This window comes from Polaromonas sp. P1_G2 (assembly GCF_056405515.1).
Genome location: NZ_JBFUBY010000066.1, coordinates 1 through 16,240, shown reverse-complemented (window position 1 = coordinate 16,240; position 16,240 = coordinate 1). Strand labels below are relative to the sequence as shown.

Below are 16,240 nucleotides of genomic sequence, written 5' to 3'. Positions count from 1 at the left end.
AAGACCCTTGGCTGGAAAAGCCCTGCCGAGGTCTTCTTTAACAACAAGGCCATGCGAGACGCTGGCCTTATTCCGACTGTTGCACTTGGGGTTTGAATCCGCCGTGACTTTCTTTTGGCGAAGCAAAAGAAAGTTACTGGCCGCCGGGCAATCCCGGCCAGCAACCCTCAGCAAAGAGCACAGAGGAAGCACGCCGCCGGCGCAAGACCCGGCCACCTAATCGCTGCAAGGCCAATCAGCGTCAATTGGCCACAGTAAACCGCTGTCGCACATGCCGAGGCGCCTCAACCTCATCCACGATGGCCACGGCCAGGTCAGCCACAGAGATACCAGCCGGCTTATCCCCCTGCCCGGCCAGCAGTTCATCGCCGCCAAGCCGGTATTTGCCGCTGCGTTCGCCGGGCGCCAGGCCAATGGGTGGCGAAACAAAACTCCAGTCCAGCGTGCTTTCAAGCTTGAGCTGGTTCAGCGCCTCGCGCGCGGCCAGCGCGCCTTGTTTGTACTCGGCGGGAAACTCCGGCGTGTCCACCAGCTGCATGCCGGGCGCCACATACAGGCTGCCCGCGCCGCCCACCACCAGCAGGCGCTTCAGGCTGGCCTGCTTGACGCCCTTCACGATGGCCTGGCTGGCCTGCAGGTGCAGGTCATAAATCTTCGGCTCGCCCCAGCCGGGGTTGTAGGCGCTGATGAGGGCGTCGTGGCCGGCCACGGCCTTGGCGACCTGGCCCGCATCCAGCGCGTCGGCGGCCACGACTTTGAGGCCGGCTTGCGGCGCGACTTTGCCGGGGTTGCGGGCCAGCACGGTGACCTTGTGGCCTCGGCTCAGCAGTTCGGAAAGAACGGGTGCGCCGACAAAACCGGTGGCGCCGATGAGTGCGATGTTCATGGAAATTTCCCTGTGAGGTTGGAAGAAGCCCTTAGTTTGATTACTTCACAAGCAACTGAATAGACGGCAAAATTCGCCAACACTCTTAAGTAGTACTAATCAATGAGCGACAAATCCTTGGACCAGCTCAAACGCATGGCCGTCTTTGCCGAGGTCGTGGCGGCGGGGTCGCTGACGGCGGCGGCGCGCCGGCTGGGCATGACGCCGTCGGCCGTGAGCCAGCATTTGCGGCAGCTCGAGCAGGCGCTGGGCCTGGCCCTGCTGCACCGCTCGACCCGGCGCCTGACGCTGACCGAGGCCGGCGAGCGCTACCACGCCGGCTGCGCCGCCATGGTGGGCGCCGCGCGCCAGGCCGAACAGGCGCTGGTGCGCCTGCGCGATGAACCCGAGGGCGAACTGCGGCTGGCCGCGCCCATAGGCTTCGGCGGCCTGCTGGCATCGGCGCTGGCGCCGCTGCGCGGCCATCCCAAGCTCAGCCTGCTGCTGCTGCTGGACGACACCGTCATCGACCTGATCGAGCAGCGGGTGGACATCGCCCTGCGGGTGGGGCATCTGGCCGACTCATCGCTGGTGGCGCGCAAGCTGGGCAGCATGACGCGCGTGCTGTGTGCCTCACCGGCCTACCTGGCCGAGCGCGGCTGGCCCGCGCACCCAGAGGATTTGCTGCAGCACGACTGGCTGGCCAGCCGGCCGCAAAACACGGGGGTGGAGATGCTCGAACTCGAAGGCCCCGGCGGCGAGCGTGAAACCTTGCGGCTGGAGGCGCGCGTGCAGGCCTCGCAGGTCACGGCCGTGCATGCGCTGTGCGTGGCAGGCTGGGGCATCAGCATGGCGGTGAGTGAAGACGACCGCCAGGCGCTGGCCGACGGCAGGCTGCTGCCGGTGCTGCCCGGCTGGCGGATGACGGACATGCCGCTATATGCCGTGACACCGCGGCGCGGAGAGCAGCCGGCCAAGGTGCGGCATACGCTGGATTTACTGGCAGCCTGGTTTGCCGCCCGGCAGGACAACGGCGGCATAGCGGCCGCCGCCCGAAGCGCTAACCCCGCTTGACCAACCCGCCCAGCATCACACACGCCAGCGCGGCCACCACAAAGGCGACGCCGGCCCACTGCCAGGGCGTGACGACCTCGCCCAGCACCAGCATGCCGGTGGCCAGGCCCACCACGGGCACGCCCAGGCTGAAGGGCGCAACGCGGTTCGCGGGGTGGCGTTTGAGCAGATTCGTCCACAGGCCGTAGCCGAGGATGGTAGCGGCCCAGCCCAGGTAGGCCACGGCGCCCCAGCTCGAGGCGCGCGCCTCCAGCCAATGCCAGCGCACGGCCTCGGTATCAAAGGCCCAGGACAGCGCCGCAAAAGGCAGCACGGCCACCAGGCTGCTCCACACCACAAAGGCCAGCGGCGAATAGTCCTTGTAGGTCTGCTGCACACGCCGCGCCACGATGTTGGACATGGCCCACATGGCCGCCGCGCACAGCGTGAGCACAAAGCCCAGCGGCGTGGTGGCGCCACCGCCCTCCGTGCCCACGTAGTTGAGCGCAAAGCAGCCCAGGCCCAGCGCCGCGAGCACCAGGCCGGCCTGCAAGGGGCGGCTGGCGCGTTCATGCAGCAACACAAAACCGAACAGCGCCGTCCAGAACACCTGGGTCTGCTGCAGCACCGAGGCCAGCGCGGCCGTCATGCCCACCTTGAGCGCGAAAAACAAAATACCGAACTGCCCCACGCCCTGCAGCAGGCCGTAGCCGGCGATCCATTTCCAGGCCACCTTGGGCGGGCGTACCAGCAGCACCAGCGGCAGCGCCGCGAATACGTAGCGCGCGGTACCCAACTGGAAAGGCGTGAAATCGCGCAGCCCGAATTTCATCACCACAAAGTTGACGCCCCACAGCAAGACGACCGCGAGGGCGGCCGCGAGGTCGCGGCCCGTCAGGGCATTGTTCTGCATCGGGATTGGGAGTGGGGCGCGACTCAGCCCAGTTGCATGTTGCGCGCGGCGTCCAGGTGCGCCTTGACGCGCTGGGCCAGCGCGACGTCGCCGGGCGTCTCGGGCCGCCATTCCTGCGCGGGCAAGGCCTTGCCGTCCAGGTCCACCGCGACAAAAACCACCAGGCATTCGGTGATGACCTGCATCTGGCCGACTTTCATGTCGCCGGCGCGCACTTCCACCGAGATGTTCATGCTGGTCGTGCCGGTGTAGGCCAGGCGGGCTTCGACTTCGACCAGGTCGCCGATCATGATGGGACGCTGGAAGCGGATGCTGCCCACCGAGACGGTGACGCAGTAGCGCTTGGCCCAGCTGGTGGCGCAGGCATAACCGGCCTCGTCAATCCATTTCATGACGGTGCCGCCGTGCACCTTGCCGCCGAAGTTGACAGTGCTGGGTTCGGCCAGGAAGCGAAGGGTAATGGATGACATGGGGGCTGCCGGTGGGTTGCGGGATGTTCAGTCGTGCCAGACGGTGGCGGCGACACGCATCATATTGTCGCCCATCACGCCTTCGATCTCGGCGGCGCCCAGTCCCACCTGGCGCAGCGCGCCAGGCAGCAACTGCCAGGTCTCGACCGGCGTGTAAGTCATGCGCTGCACGGCACGGTTGTAGCCGGCCGACTTGGGCCACCAGTAGGTGGGGTCATAGTCGCCGGGCGGGTTGTCGTTGAGTTCGTCCTGGCGGAAGCTGATGTCCAGGCCTATGCCCACATGCTGCGCGCCGACCAGGCCGGCCACATAGGCCACGTGCCGCGCCATGTCGGCGGCGGTGGGCGTGCGCGTGCCCAGGAAGGCCGAGACGCCCGAGACGCAGACCACACCGCCGGTCGCGGCGCAGGCGCGTATCTGCTCGTCGCTGATGTTGCGGCCGTGCTCGACCAGCGCCAGCGGGTTGGCGTGGCTGAAGATCACCGGCTTGGATGAAGCCCCCATGATGTCCAGGCTGCAGCGGCGGCCGGTGTGCGAGCAGTCCATCAACAGGCCGGCCTCATTGACGGCCCGCACCATGCGCACACCCAGCGGCGTAAGGCCGCGCGCCTCGTCGTGGCAGCCGTCGGCGACGCTGTTGTTGCGGTTGTAGGCGAAGTGGATTTGCCGCACGCCCAGGTCGCGGTACAGCGCCACCATCTCGGGATGCTCCTGCAGCGGCATCGCGCCTTCGAGGTCAAAGCCGATGGCGAGCCGGCCCGCCGCCACGGCCTCGCGGATGTCGGCCACGCTGGACACCAGCCGGTAGCGCTCGGGGTTCGCTGCGATCTTCGCGCGGAAGGCGGCGATCACCGCCATGATTTGCGCCACCGGGTTCATGTCCATGCCGACGTTGATGGAGACGTAATTCACGCCCGCCGCGCGCAGCGCGTCCATCGGCGAAAAATCGGCCGCCGGGTGCAGCGGCAGGCAGGCATGGGCTTCCCAGTTGATCATGGTGGTGGCGTCGATGTGTTGAAGGGAAATTAAAGCACGCGGCCAGCCGGCGCGCCAGCGGAGCGCGGTAACGATTTACGCGGCGGCTGTCGCCTCGGCCGCGTGGCGCTTGAAGCCGGTGGAAGCTTCCATCAGACTCAGCGTGTAGGCGTTTCTGGCCTTGTGCGCCGCGAGGTCGGCCGAGGCCAGCATTTCCACCGTCTGGCCGCGCTGCATCACCATGAGCCGCTCACACAGGTGGGTGACGACGGCCAGGTCGTGGCTCACCATGATGAAGGTCAGGCCACGCCTGCGGCGCAGTTCCTCGAGCAGATTCAGCACCTCGGCCTGCACCGAGGCGTCGAGCGCCGAAGTGGGTTCGTCCAGCAGCAGGATTTGCGGCTCCAGGATCAGCGCCCGCGCGATCGCGATGCGCTGGCGCTGGCCGCCCGAGAGCTGGTGCGGGTAGCGAAAACGAAAGCCCGTACCCAGGCCGACTTCTTCAAGCGCACGCTCAATGCGCGCTTCCGCGTCGTTGATGCCGTGGATGGCCAGCGGCTCGGCCAGGATGCGGTCCACCGTGTGGCGCGGGTGCAGCGAACCATAGGGATCCTGGAACACCATCTGCACCTGCCGCCTGAAGGCCTTGCTGCCGGGCGCGCTGTCCTGGCCGAGCAGCCGGACCGTGCCGGCCGTGCGCGGCGCCAGCCCGCAAATGGCGCGCAGCACCGTGGACTTGCCCGAGCCCGATTCGCCGACGATGCCGAAACTCTCGCCAGGGTTCACGGTAAACGACGTATCGGCGACCGCGACAAAACCGTCGTACTCCACGCGCAGGCCGCTGGCCTCCAGGCCCAGCGCGCTGTGTGCGCCCACCGGGTTGTTCACAGCGCCCACTCCGGTTTGCGGTCCAGCGTGGCCAGCGGATGTGCAGATTTTCCCAGTTGCGGCAGGCAGGCCATCAGGCCGCGCGTATAAGGATGCTGCGCGTTCGCCAGGCCACCGGCGGCCAGTTCCTCCACCACGCGGCCCGCGTACATCACGAGGATGCGGTCGCAGAAGGTGRAGACCAGCCGCAAGTCGTGCGACACCAGGATCAAGCCCATGCCTCGTTCGGCCACCAGGGTGTCGAGGATGGACAGCACCTGCAACTGCACCGTCACATCCAGGGCCGAGGTGGGTTCGTCGGCGATCAGCAGGTCCGGGTCGGCGATCAGCATCATCGCGATCATCGCGCGCTGGCCCATGCCGCCCGACACCTCATGCGGATAAAGCTTGTAGACGCGCGCCGGGTCGTCGATGCGCACCGACTCCAGTGCGGCGAGCGCGCGTTTTTTCGCTTCCGCCGTTGAAACACGGGTATGCGCCTGCAGCGTCTCCACGATCTGTGCGCCTATGGTCATGACCGGGTTCAGCGAAAACTTCGGGTCCTGCAGCACCATGGCGATGCGGCCGCCGCGCAACTCGCGGCGCTGGGCCGGCGCACAGTTCAGCAAATCCACGCCGGCAAATTCAAGGCGTTTGGCGCTGATGCGGCCTTCCGGTGCGGTCAGCCCCATGATGGCGCGGCCGGTCTGCGACTTGCCGGATCCCGACTCTCCGACGATGCCCAGGCGCTCACGGCCCAGCGTGAAAGAGACGCCGCGTACCGCTTCCGTCATGCCGCCGTCGCGGCGCGGGAAGCTGACGCGCAGGTCGTCTACGACCAGCAGGGGTGTTGCGGAACTTGTCATTTCGCAGCCTTGGGATCCAGCGCGTCGCGCAGGCCGTCGCCCAGCAGGTTGAAGGCCAGGCTCACGACAAAAATCGCGGCGCCGGGCGCGGCCGCCACCCACCATTGGTCCAGCACATAGAGGCGGCCGTTGGCAATCATCGCGCCCCATTCCGGCATGGGCGGCTGCGCGCCCAGGCCCAGGAAGCCCAGGCCGGCGGCCGTCAGGATGATGCCGGCCATGTCCAGCGTGACGCGCACGATCACCGAGGACAGGCACAGCGGCATGATGTGGCCCAGCACGATGCGCCAGGGCGAGGCGCCCAGCAACTGCACAGCGGCGATGTAGTCGGTCTGGCGTATCGTCAGCGTCTCGGCCCGCGCCATGCGGGCATAAGGCGGCCAGGAGGTGATGGCGATGGCGATCACCGCGTTCTGGATGCCGGGGCCCAGCGCCGCGACAAAGGCCAGCGCCAGGATCAGGCGCGGGAACGCCAGAAAGATGTCGGTGATGCGCATCAGCACCGCATCGACCCAGCCGCCGGCATAACCGGCCACGGTGCCGACGATCAGGCCCAGCGGCGCGGCCAGCACCGCCACCAGGATCACCACCATCAGCGTGATGCGCGAGCCGATGATGATGCGCGAGAGGATGTCGCGCCCCTGGTCGTCGGTGCCGAACCAATGTACCCACGAAGGCGGCAACAGCCGCGTGGTGCGCAGGTCGCCGGTGTAGGCCGAATAAGGCGCCAGCAGGTCAGCGAAGACCGCCACCCCGACCAGGCCCAGTACGATGATGAGGCCCAGCATGGCGAGACGGTTGCGCGAAAAATCACGGCAGCCGTGGTACACCCGGCCCATAAAGGCCTGGCGGCGCGAGCCCGGCCTGTCGGTGCTGAGCCAGTCTCGCAGGGATGCCACTTTGGAGCTCACAAGGTCTCCTTCATCGGACGCGTGTCCTTGGGTCTAGCAATTTATAGAGAACGTCGGAGAGCAGGTTCAAGCCCACAAAAATCGAGCCCACGATGATGGTGCCGCCCAGCACTGCATTCATATCGGCGTTCTGCAGCGAGTTGGTGATGTACAGGCCCAGGCCCGGCCAGGCAAACACGGTTTCGGTCAGCACCGAACCTTCGAGGAGGCCCGCATACGACAGCGCGATCACCGTCACCAGCGGCACCATGGCATTGCGCAGCGCGTGGCGCCAGATGATGCGCGACTCCGACAGACCCTTGGCGCGCGCGGCGATCACGTATTCCTGCGCGAGCTCGTTGAGCATGAAGGAGCGTGTCATGCGGCTGATGTAGGCCAGCGCGAAATACCCCAGCAGCGAGGCCGGCAGTATCAGGTGCGAAAACACATTGCGGAAAGCTTCCCACTCGCCGGCCATGGCGGTGTCGAGCAAAAGCAGGCCGGTGACGGGCGTGAGCGTGTACTCATAGGTCACATCGATGCGCCCCGGCCCCGACACCCAGCCCAGGCGCGCATAAAACACCACCAGCGCCATCAGCCCCAGCCAGAAGATGGGCACTGAATAACCGACCAGGCCGATCACGCGCACCACCTGGTCCACCAGCTTGCCGCGCCGCACCGCCGCCCACACGCCCAGCGGAACGCCCAGGCCCGCGCCTATCAGAATGCMCAGGCTGGCGAGTTCCAGCGTGGCCGGAAAGGCGCGCTTGATGTCCGTCATCACCGGGTTGGCGGTCAGCACCGAGACACCGAAGTCGCCCTTGAGCACCTTGCCGAGGTAGATGTAGAACTGCTGGTAAAGCGGTTTGTCCAGCCCCAATTCCTGGCGTGCACGTTCGATCACATGGGCCGGCGCCCGGTCGCCCACGATGGCCAGCACCGGGTCTATGGGAATCACCCGGCCTATGAAGAAGGTCACGGCGAGCAGGCCCAGGTAGGTGAGCAAAATCACCACCAGGAAATTGCCAAAGCTCTTGGCGTGCGGCGTCAGGCGTTGCCCGGCAGTGCGCGCGCTCACCGCGGTGAGCGGCGCCATGCCGGCTGCCGTGGGGTCGGGGATGGCCAAAGTCGGTGGAGCTGTCAGCGCTTGGACGCGTTGAACATGTAGTTGCTGTCAAAGGTCGGGCCCAGCTTCAGGCCGTCCACGTTGTTGCGAAAGGCCGCCACTTCGGTTTGCTGGTACAGCATGATGAAGGGGCTGGTCTTGCGGAACTCGGCCTGCAGCTCTTCATACATCTTCTTGCGCTTGCCGGCGTCGCGTTCGAGCACCGCGGCGTCCGATTGCTTGGTCAGCTCGGGAATCGCCCAGGCATTGCGCCAGGCCAGCGGTTTGGCCTTGGCGTCGTCGGCGTTGTCGGGGTTGCGCGTGAAGGTGTCGGCGTTCGAATGCGGATCCCAGTAGTCGGCGCCCCACTGGCCGATATACATGTCGTGGGTGCGCGCACGGTACTTGGTCAAGGTCTGCTTGCCGTCGCCGGGAATGATCTCGATGTCGATGCCGGCCTGCTTGGCGGTCTGCTGGAAGGCCTCGGTGATGCCTTGCACCGGCTGGATGGTGCGCATGTCTATGGTCACCTTGAAGCCGTTGGGCAGGCCTGCCTTGGCCAGTAGCTGCTTGGCCTTGGCCACGTCGAGCTTGTAGGGCTTGTCGGTGCTGGCGCCCAGCAGGCCCTGGGGCAGGAAGTTCTGGTTGATCACGCCGATGTTTTTGACCAGCGTGTCGCCGATGGCGCCGTAGTCGACCAGGTATTTCAGGGCCTCGCGCACTTCGGGCTTGGCCAGGTTGGGGTTTTTCTGGTTCAGGCTGATGTAGTAGACCGTGCCCTTGGGCGTGGAGGTGAGCTTCACGTCCTTGTTGGCCGAGAGCGCCGCGATGTCCTGCGGGCTCAGGTTGCGGGCGATGTCGATGTCGCCTTTTTCCAGCAGCAGGCGCTGCGTGGCCGACTCCTTCACATGGCGGTAGATCACCCGGGCCAGCTTGGGCTTGGGGCCGTAGTAGTTGTCGTTGCGTTCCAGCGCGACGATTTCATTGGCGCGCCATTCACGCAGCTTGAGCGGGCCGGAACCGGCGTAATTGGTCTTGAGCCAGGCATAACCCCAGTCGCCATTGACCTCCTTGGACTGCACCAGTTTCATGTCGACAATGCCGGCCACGTTGGCCGTCAGGCAGTTGAAGACGAAGGTCGGCGCATAGGCTTTGTCGGTTTCCATGGTCAGCACGGTCGGGCTGGTGGCCTTGATCTTTTCCTTGACGTTGGCCTTGGAAAAACCGAACTGCGTCAGGATGAAGGCAGGGGATTTGTCCAGCATCACGGCGCGCTGCAGCGAATAGGCCACTTCCTCGGCCGTCAACGGGTTGCCCGACGCGAACTTGATGCCGGGCTTGATTTCAAAGGTGTAGGTCTTGCCGTCGGCCGAGACGGTCCAGGACTTGGCCACGTCGCCCACCAGCTTGGAGGGATCGTTCACATCCAGGCGCAGCAGGCGGTCATAGATGTTGCCCATGACTTCGCCGGCGGACAGCTCGAAGGCCTCGGCCGGGTCCATGGTGATGATGTCGTCAAAGCCGAAGGCCAGCACCAGCGTGTCCTTGGGCGTGGCGGCCAGGGCGGCACCGGCGCCGCAGGCCAGCATGGCGGCAGCTGCCGTAGCGCAAAGCACCCGGCGGCTCAGGAGGGGAAGCATGTGGTTCAAGATGGTTTCCTTCGGTTGGACGGTTCAAAAAGAATACGCTGCGCCGCATATCGCGACTGCGCCCGGAACTCTGGAGGTGAGCACGAACCGTGCCCACAACCCCGCTTGTTGCTGCCTTTAACTTGTACATACAAGCTGGCTGGCTGATGCATTCTGCGCCGCTACAGGGTCCCGTCAACACCCGGGTTTTCCGCGATTGCCGAGCGAACCAAAAAGGGGCGTCGGGTTTGCTTGGCGCGGACTCGCGAAGCTTGGCTCCGGCATCCCAACGGTTCGAACACCCCCGTTTACGGAGGAAAACACCTATCAAAACCATTCTTCCCCGGCTTGACGGGCAATTTGGTGTAACGATACAGTAAATCGTTCTACAAAGAACGCGACAGAACGCCGAGATCCCAGCGCACCRCAAAACACATCAGGAGACAAAAAATGACTTCACTCTCACGCCGCCGCTTCGTCCAGACCACGTCCGCCGCCTCCGTTGCCATGGCGACGGGGTTTTCGGGCCTGGCAAAAGCCCAGTCCAGCGTCGCGCTGCGCCTGTCGTCCGCGCACCTGCCCGACCTCAATTCCTCGCACTTCGCCTGGCAGCAACTCATGGAGGCCAACCTCAAGAAGGCCGTGGGCGACAAGATCCGCATCGACTACTTCCCCAACAACCAGCTCGGCAAGGAAAGCGACGTGGTGCAGCAGGTCAAGGTCGGCTCCATCGACATGATGCTGACCGGCTCGTCCATCTGGGCCACGGTGACGCCGCAACTCGGCATGCTGGACCTCGGCTACCTGTTTGACAGCTACGAGCACGTGGCCAAGGCGCTGGACAGCGGCGTGGGCGCCAAACTCAACGAGATGCTGCAGAAAAGCACGGGCTGCCAGGTCATCACCTGGAGCGCCCATTACGGTGCGCGCAACGTCTACACCAAGCAGCCGGTCAAGTCGCTGGCCGACATCAAGAACGTCAAGCTGCGCGTGCTGCCCACGCCGGCCTTTATCGAGACCTTCAAGATCATGGGCGCAATTCCCACGCCGATTTCCTTCGGCGAGCTCTACATGGCCGCGCAAACCGGCGTGGTCGACGGCTTCGAGCATGACTCGGGCACGGTGCTGGCGAGCAAGCTCAACGAGGTCGTCAAGCACTGCTGGATGACCGAGCACCTGTTCAGCCCCATGGTCTGCATCATGGGCAAGCGCGGCGTCGACAGGATCCCGGCCGAGCTGCGCCCGGCTTTCATGAAGGCCGCCGCCGATTCGACCGTCCAGCTGCGCAAGACCGGCACCGACAAAGGCCTGCAGGGCATTGAAGACCTCAAGAAGCTGGGCATCACCTTCACGCCCATGGCCAAAAACGAGCGCGACCAGGTCCGCAAGGAAATGGAAACCAGACTCTGGGCGGGCTTTGCCAAGCAATACCCTGAAACCGCGCCGCTGTTCACGGCAATCAGCGCGGCGCGGGGCTGAGCATGGAAGCCAGCATGTCCGCGGCCCTGCCCGGAACGGCGCCCGCGGTGGCGCCCGCCGCCTTGCCCGAAGCCCTCTCGCACAACCCGGCGCATGCGTCCGCGCCCGGCTTCAGCGTCGGCCATTCGCCCGGCCGCTGGCTGGCCTGGCTGATGCGCATGACCGAATACGTCGCGGGCGTGGTGCTGGCCGTTGACGTGCTGGTGGTGTTTGTCTCGGTGGTGTTCCGCTACTTCCTGCACGAGCCCTTCGACTGGGCCGAGGAGGTGGCGCGCGCGCTGATGATCGTGCTGGTGTTCTTCGGCGCGGCCACGGTGCTGGCGCGCAGCCAGCACGTGGGTGTGGACATCTTCCGCGGCCTGCTGCCGGCGCGCTGGCAACCGGCGCTGATGCAGTTCGCGAGCTGGATCATCGTGGCCGTGTCGGCCTGCCTGTTCGTCTCTTCCGTCGGCCTGCTGGTGGACTCCTGGTCCAGCACCACGCCCATAGGCCTGCCGCAGTGGATCTACACCTTCCCGGTGGTCATCGGCAGCCTGTTCATGACGATGTTCGGCCTGGCCAACGCGGTCAACGGCCCCTCGCGCGTAGTCTGGTCCACGCTGGGCGTCGGCATCGCCATGGTGGCGGCGGTGGTGGGCTGGAACATGCTGCTGCCCGGCATGGCCATCAAGCCCTGGATGCTGCTGACCGTGGGTTTCGTCGGCGGCCTGCTGCTGGGCGTGCCGATTGCCTTTGTGCTGGGCTTGTCGTCGCTGGTGTTTTTCATGGCCGACCCGTCCCTGCCCATGCTGGTGTATTCGCAGCAAGTGATGGCCGGCACCGACCATTACGTGTTGCTGGCGATCCCCTTCTTCGTGCTGGCCGGGCTGCTGATGGAGTCCAACGGCATGTCATCGCGCCTCATCGAACTGCTGCTGCGCATGTTCGGCCGGGTGCGCGGGGGGCTGGGACTGATCACCATCACGGCGACCGCCTTCTTCTCGGGTGTGTCGGGCTCCAAGCTGGCCGACATCGCGGCGGTGGGCGGCATCATCATGCCGGCCGTGCGCAAGACCAGACAGGACCCGAACGAAACTGCCGGCCTCCTGGCTTGTACCGCCGTGATGGCCGAGACCATCCCGCCCTGCATCAACATGATCATCATGGGTTTTGTGGCCAACATCTCGATTGCCGGCCTCTTCATGGCCGGCCTGGTGCCGGCCGCCGTGCTGGCGCTGTCGCTGGCGGCCGTGACGATTTATGTGGGCACGCGCATCAACCCCGACGAGGCGTTTGACGTGCGCACGCCGATGTTCCGCCTGCTGGGCGGCGCCATGGTGGCGCTGGTGATGGTGGCCATGATAGGCAAAGGCGTCACGTCAGGCGTGGCGACCTCCACCGAGGTCTCGGCCTTCGCCGTGGTCTATGCGCTGGTGGTGGGCTGGCTGGCGTTTCGCGAACTGACGGTCAAGTCGGTGGCGCAGCTCTTCGTGCGCTCGGCCTCCATGGCCGGCGGCATCCTGTTCATCGTCGCGGCGGCGTCCAGTGCGTCCTTCGCGCTGACCATCCAGCAGATCCCGCAATACCTGTCGACCTTCATGATCGGCTTTGCGCATTCCTACGGCAGCACCATGTTCGTGCTGCTCTCGGTGCTCATCATGATCGTCTTCGGCGCCGTGCTGGAAGGCGCGCCCGCGCTGATCATTTTCGGGCCCCTGCTGACGCCGATTGCCTCCCAGCTGGGCGTCAATCCATTACATTTTGGGACCGTCATGGTGATTGCCATGGGATTGGGGCTGTTCGCGCCGCCGGTCGGGCTGGGCTTGTTCGCCACCTGCGCCATCACCGGCACCCACGTCAAGGACGTGGCCCGGCCCATGATGAAATACCTGGCGGTGCTGTTCGTCACGCTCATCCTGCTGGTGCTGGTGCCGCAATTTTCTTTGTGGCTGCCGACCCGCATGGGCCTGTGAAAATGCCAGCAGACGCATTAAAAAAGACAGGACAAAACCGTGAGCAAGATCCGAGATGTCGCCAGCCTGGCCGGGGTTTCCACCAGCACCGTGTCCAACGTGCTCAACGGCCGTGCCAACCGCATGGCCGCCGAGACGCTGGCGCGCGTGGAGGCCGCCATCGCCGAGCTCAAGTACCGGCCCAACTCCACGGCGCGCCAGCTCAAGACCGGCTACACGCCGCTGATAGGCCTGCTGGTGCCGTCCATGGCCAACCCGATGTACGGCTTCATCGCGCGCGAGATCGAAACCCTGGCGCAGGAGCGCTACGGCTTTCGCATCATGATTGGCAACACCTATCGCGACAGGGACAAGGAGACGCGCTTCTTCGACGACCTGCTGGCGCACGGCGTGCGCGGCGTGATCATCATCTCCTCGCTGATCGACGAACAGCACGTGGAGGCCGCGGCCGAACGCGGAATGGTGATGGTGAGCTACGACAGGCGCGCCACGCCGAATATGCGCTCCATCGTCGACCACGTCACGGTGGACAGCTTCGAGTCGGCGCGCATCGCCACGCAGCACCTCATAGACCTGGGCCACCGCCGCCTGGCCTTTGTCACGCCGGCCGGCCGCACCATGAGCCGTAACGAGAAGATCGCCGGCTTCCTGTCGGCCGCCAAAAGCGCGGGCTTGGAAGGCAGCGCTCGCGTCGTCGAGGGCACGCCGGTCGACGAGTACGGCGATTCGATGATGAGCGAAGTGGGCCGCGCCCAGGCCGGCCTGCTGGCCAAGTTGCCCGAGCGGCCCACCGGCGTGATAGGCGTCAACGACCTGATGGCCTTCGGCCTGATGGCGGGTTTTCGCGACGCCGGCCTGGCGGTGCCCGAAGACGTGTCGGTGATCGGCATCGACAACGTCTTCCTCTCCACGCTGATGCACCCGGCCATGACCAGCGTGCGCCTGCCGGTGCCCGAGATGGCGCAGGTCATGGTCGAGCGCGTGATGAGCCGGCTGGCCGACCCGTCCATAGAGACACAGGAATTCATTTTTCAACCCACGTTGGTGACACGCGATTCGGTTGCCGAGCACCGCGCGGGCCAACGCTGATTCTTTTGACTTTGAGACAGACAGAACACAAGGTTTTTTGAATGACAACGGTTTTTGTCAGCCATCCCCAGAGCAAGCTCGCGCACTACTTCGGTGACCGCGCCATCGCCGCGCTCAAGGCCGTCGCCGACGTGCGCTTCAACCCCGGTGACACCGACCTCTCCTCCTCCGAGCTGGCCGCGCTGGCCGGTGATTGCGAGGTCATCATTTCCTACCGCCAGACGGTGGGCGACGAGGCCTTGTTCGCCGCGCTGCCGCGCCTGCTGGCCTTTGTGCGTTGCGCCATCGACATCCGCAACGTCGACGTAGCGGCCGCCAGCCGCCACGGCGTGCTGGTCACCCAGGCCAGCGCGGGTTTCATTCCCTCGGTCAGCGAATGGATCGTCGGCGTGATGATTGACCTGAGCCGCCACATCAGCACGACCACAGCCGACTACCACGCCGGCCGGCCCGTCACCCCCGCCATGGGCCGCGAACTGCGCGGCGCGACGCTGGGTGTCATCGGTTATGGGCAGATCAGCCGCTATCTTTGCGACGTGGCGCTGGCGCTGGGCATGCGCATCGTGGTGCACGACCCCTACACACCCACAAACCGCAAGGAGATCGAGCAGGTCGAGCTGCTGCCGCTGCTGCAGCGCTCCGACTACGTGGTCTGCCTGGCCGCCGCGACCGAAGCCACCGAGAACATGATGAATGCCAGCACCTTTGCGGCCATGAAGCCCGGCGCGTTTTTCATCAACGCCTCGCGCGGCAACCTGGTCGATGACGAGGCGCTGCTGGCGGCGCTCGACGCCGGCATGATCGCCGGCTGCGCCGTCGACGTGGGCCGCGCGCCCGACCAGATGCCCTCGCCGCGCGTGGCCGCGCACCCGCGCGTGATTGCGTCGCCCCACATAGGCGGCCTCACGCCGCAGGCGGTGGAACACCAGGCGCTGGAGACAGTGGCCCAAGTGGTCGAGCTGCTGCAAGGCCGCGCGCCGCAGGGTGCGGTGAATGCGCCGCATGCTACGCGCTGGCAGCAGGCCACGCACGCGCCCCAGGCCGCCTGAGCAATCCTTCTCGCACCTCTCCTCTTCCCCGAAAGTTTGTATGCAAGCCACCCAGAACACCACGTATGCCGGCGCCTGCGACTGCCACGTGCATATCTACGAAGACAAATACCCCATGGTGCCCAACGTGGCCTGGGTGCCGCCCCACTTGCCGGTGTCGACCTACCGCGAAGTGCAAAAGGCCCTGGGCCTGAGCCGCGCGGTCATCGTCCAGCCATCGGCTTACGGCTTTGACAACAGCTGCACGCTGGACGCCGTGGCGCAGCTCGGCGAGTCGGGCCGCGGCATCGCGCTGGTGGCGCCCGAGGTGACCGATGCCGAACTGCGCCGCCTGCATGACGGCGGCATCTGCGGCGTGCGCTACATGATGATCAACCCGGTGCTGCAATGGAGCTCACTCGAACCCACGGCCGCACGGCTGGCGGGCATGGGCTGGATGGTCAACCTGCAACTCGACGGCCGCGATTTTCCCGCGCATGAAGAGGTGCTCAAGCGCCTGCCGTGCAAGCTGGTGATAGACCACAACGGCAAGTTTTTGGAACCTGTCAAACCTGACCACGCGTCGTTTCAGTCACTGCTGCGCGTGCTGGATACGGGCAATGTGTGGATCAAGCTGTCGGCGCCTTATGAAACCTCCAAGGTTGGTGCGCCCGGCTATGACGATGTCAGCCTGATCGCGCGCACGCTGGCCGAGAAGTTTCCGGAACGCTGCCTCTGGGCGAGTAATTGGCCGCATCCTGGGCGGAATCCGGCGCCGTCCGAGGTCGAACTGTATGACTTGCTGTTTTCATGGGTTTCTAGTGATGCGGTTCGCCGGAAGATTCTTGTTGATAACCCGGCTGGGTTGTATGGGTTTCGGTGAGCTCTGCTGAGGGTTGCTGGCCGGGGTGGCCCGGCGGCCAGTAACTTTCTTTTGCTTCGCCAAAAGAAAGTCACGGCGGATTCAAACCCCAAGTGCAACAGTCGGAATAAGGCCAGCGTCTCGCATGGCCTTGTTGTTAAAGAAGACCTCGGCAGGGCTTTTCCAGCCAAGGGTCTT

General features: G+C 65.3%; 15 protein-coding genes. 6 read left to right on the top strand and 9 right to left on the bottom strand.

Annotated features, from left to right (window positions below; translation table 11 throughout):
- Positions 1-241 precede the first annotated feature (241 nt).
- Positions 242-886, bottom strand: coding sequence for an NAD(P)-dependent oxidoreductase (locus tag AC1D0P_RS09340; RefSeq protein WP_477676477.1), 645 nt, complete (start codon positions 884-886; stop codon positions 242-244).
- A gap of 102 nt (positions 887-988) precedes the next feature.
- On the opposite strand from AC1D0P_RS09340, the gene AC1D0P_RS09335 reads away from it, so the two are divergent.
- Positions 989-1,939: a LysR family transcriptional regulator gene (locus AC1D0P_RS09335; RefSeq protein ID WP_477676476.1), complete on the top strand. Its 951-nt coding sequence runs from the start codon at positions 989-991 to the stop codon at positions 1,937-1,939.
- Here AC1D0P_RS09335 and AC1D0P_RS09330 read toward each other — a convergent pair.
- The 8 genes from AC1D0P_RS09330 to AC1D0P_RS09295 form a co-directional block, all read right to left on the bottom strand.
- Positions 1,926-2,831, bottom strand: coding sequence for an EamA family transporter (locus AC1D0P_RS09330; protein ID WP_477676475.1), 906 nt, complete (start codon positions 2,829-2,831; stop codon positions 1,926-1,928). The two genes, AC1D0P_RS09335 and AC1D0P_RS09330, sit on opposite strands and share 14 nt — an antisense overlap.
- 23 nt (positions 2,832-2,854) lie before the next feature.
- Positions 2,855-3,301, bottom strand: coding sequence for an acyl-CoA thioesterase (locus tag AC1D0P_RS09325; RefSeq protein ID WP_477655906.1), 447 nt, complete (start codon positions 3,299-3,301; stop codon positions 2,855-2,857).
- Between the two features lie 27 nt (positions 3,302-3,328).
- The gene (locus AC1D0P_RS09320; RefSeq protein WP_477676474.1) at positions 3,329-4,297 is read right to left on the bottom strand and encodes a dipeptidase; all 969 of its coding nucleotides are present in this window, start codon (positions 4,295-4,297) and stop codon (positions 3,329-3,331) included.
- Between the two features lie 75 nt (positions 4,298-4,372).
- The gene (locus AC1D0P_RS09315) at positions 4,373-5,134 is read right to left on the bottom strand and encodes an ABC transporter ATP-binding protein (RefSeq protein ID WP_477676481.1); all 762 of its coding nucleotides are present in this window, start codon (positions 5,132-5,134) and stop codon (positions 4,373-4,375) included.
- Between the two features lie 26 nt (positions 5,135-5,160).
- Positions 5,161-6,009, bottom strand: a complete 849-nt coding sequence (locus AC1D0P_RS09310) for an ABC transporter ATP-binding protein (protein ID WP_477676473.1) — start codon at positions 6,007-6,009, stop codon at positions 5,161-5,163.
- Complete coding sequence (locus AC1D0P_RS09305; protein ID WP_477676472.1) at positions 6,006-6,920, bottom strand: ABC transporter permease; 915 nt, start codon at positions 6,918-6,920, stop codon at positions 6,006-6,008. Before AC1D0P_RS09305 ends, AC1D0P_RS09310 begins: the two co-directional genes overlap by 4 nt.
- Positions 6,921-6,930: 10 nt before the next feature.
- Positions 6,931-7,995, bottom strand: a complete 1,065-nt coding sequence (locus tag AC1D0P_RS09300) for an ABC transporter permease (protein ID WP_477676480.1) — start codon at positions 7,993-7,995, stop codon at positions 6,931-6,933.
- A 44-nt stretch (positions 7,996-8,039) separates the two neighbouring features.
- Positions 8,040-9,644: an ABC transporter substrate-binding protein gene (locus tag AC1D0P_RS09295; protein ID WP_477676479.1), complete on the bottom strand. Its 1,605-nt coding sequence runs from the start codon at positions 9,642-9,644 to the stop codon at positions 8,040-8,042.
- A 438-nt stretch (positions 9,645-10,082) separates the two neighbouring features.
- Between AC1D0P_RS09295 and AC1D0P_RS09290 the strand changes: the two genes are divergently transcribed.
- The 5 genes from AC1D0P_RS09290 to AC1D0P_RS09270 all read left to right on the top strand — a co-directional run bounded on the left by AC1D0P_RS09290 (position 10,083) and on the right by AC1D0P_RS09270 (position 16,063).
- A complete protein-coding gene (locus tag AC1D0P_RS09290) occupies positions 10,083-11,111 on the top strand; it encodes a TRAP transporter substrate-binding protein (protein WP_477676471.1) in 1,029 nt (342 codons plus the stop codon).
- Positions 11,112-11,263: 152 nt separating this feature from the next.
- The gene (locus AC1D0P_RS09285; protein ID WP_477676478.1) at positions 11,264-13,063 is read left to right on the top strand and encodes a TRAP transporter large permease; all 1,800 of its coding nucleotides are present in this window, start codon (positions 11,264-11,266) and stop codon (positions 13,061-13,063) included.
- Positions 13,064-13,102: 39 nt separating this feature from the next.
- Complete coding sequence (locus AC1D0P_RS09280; protein WP_477676470.1) at positions 13,103-14,152, top strand: LacI family DNA-binding transcriptional regulator; 1,050 nt, start codon at positions 13,103-13,105, stop codon at positions 14,150-14,152.
- Positions 14,153-14,193: 41 nt separating this feature from the next.
- Positions 14,194-15,201, top strand: a complete 1,008-nt coding sequence (locus AC1D0P_RS09275; protein ID WP_477676469.1) for an NAD(P)-dependent oxidoreductase — start codon at positions 14,194-14,196, stop codon at positions 15,199-15,201.
- A gap of 40 nt (positions 15,202-15,241) precedes the next feature.
- Positions 15,242-16,063 (top strand): amidohydrolase family protein, encoded by an 822-nt coding sequence (locus AC1D0P_RS09270; protein WP_477676468.1) that lies wholly within the window; start codon positions 15,242-15,244, stop codon positions 16,061-16,063.
- Positions 16,064-16,240 lie beyond the last annotated feature (177 nt).

Bases quoted from the DNA above. Each gene is read 5' to 3' on its own strand.
- AC1D0P_RS09340 (WP_477676477.1), bottom strand. From the start codon at position 886: ATGAACATCGCACTCATCGGCGCCACCGGTTTTGTCGGCGCACCCGTT.
- AC1D0P_RS09335 (WP_477676476.1), top strand. From the start codon at position 989: ATGAGCGACAAATCCTTGGACCAGCTCAAACGCATGGCCGTCTTTGCC.
- AC1D0P_RS09330 (WP_477676475.1), bottom strand. From the start codon at position 2,831: ATGCAGAACAATGCCCTGACGGGCCGCGACCTCGCGGCCGCCCTCGCG.
- AC1D0P_RS09325 (WP_477655906.1), bottom strand. From the start codon at position 3,301: ATGTCATCCATTACCCTTCGCTTCCTGGCCGAACCCAGCACTGTCAAC.
- AC1D0P_RS09320 (WP_477676474.1), bottom strand. From the start codon at position 4,297: ATGATCAACTGGGAAGCCCATGCCTGCCTGCCGCTGCACCCGGCGGCC.
- AC1D0P_RS09295 (WP_477676479.1), bottom strand. From the start codon at position 9,644: ATGCTTCCCCTCCTGAGCCGCCGGGTGCTTTGCGCTACGGCAGCTGCC.
- AC1D0P_RS09290 (WP_477676471.1), top strand. From the start codon at position 10,083: ATGACTTCACTCTCACGCCGCCGCTTCGTCCAGACCACGTCCGCCGCC.
- AC1D0P_RS09285 (WP_477676478.1), top strand. From the start codon at position 11,264: ATGCGCATGACCGAATACGTCGCGGGCGTGGTGCTGGCCGTTGACGTG.
- AC1D0P_RS09275 (WP_477676469.1), top strand. From the start codon at position 14,194: ATGACAACGGTTTTTGTCAGCCATCCCCAGAGCAAGCTCGCGCACTAC.
- AC1D0P_RS09270 (WP_477676468.1), top strand. From the start codon at position 15,242: ATGCAAGCCACCCAGAACACCACGTATGCCGGCGCCTGCGACTGCCAC.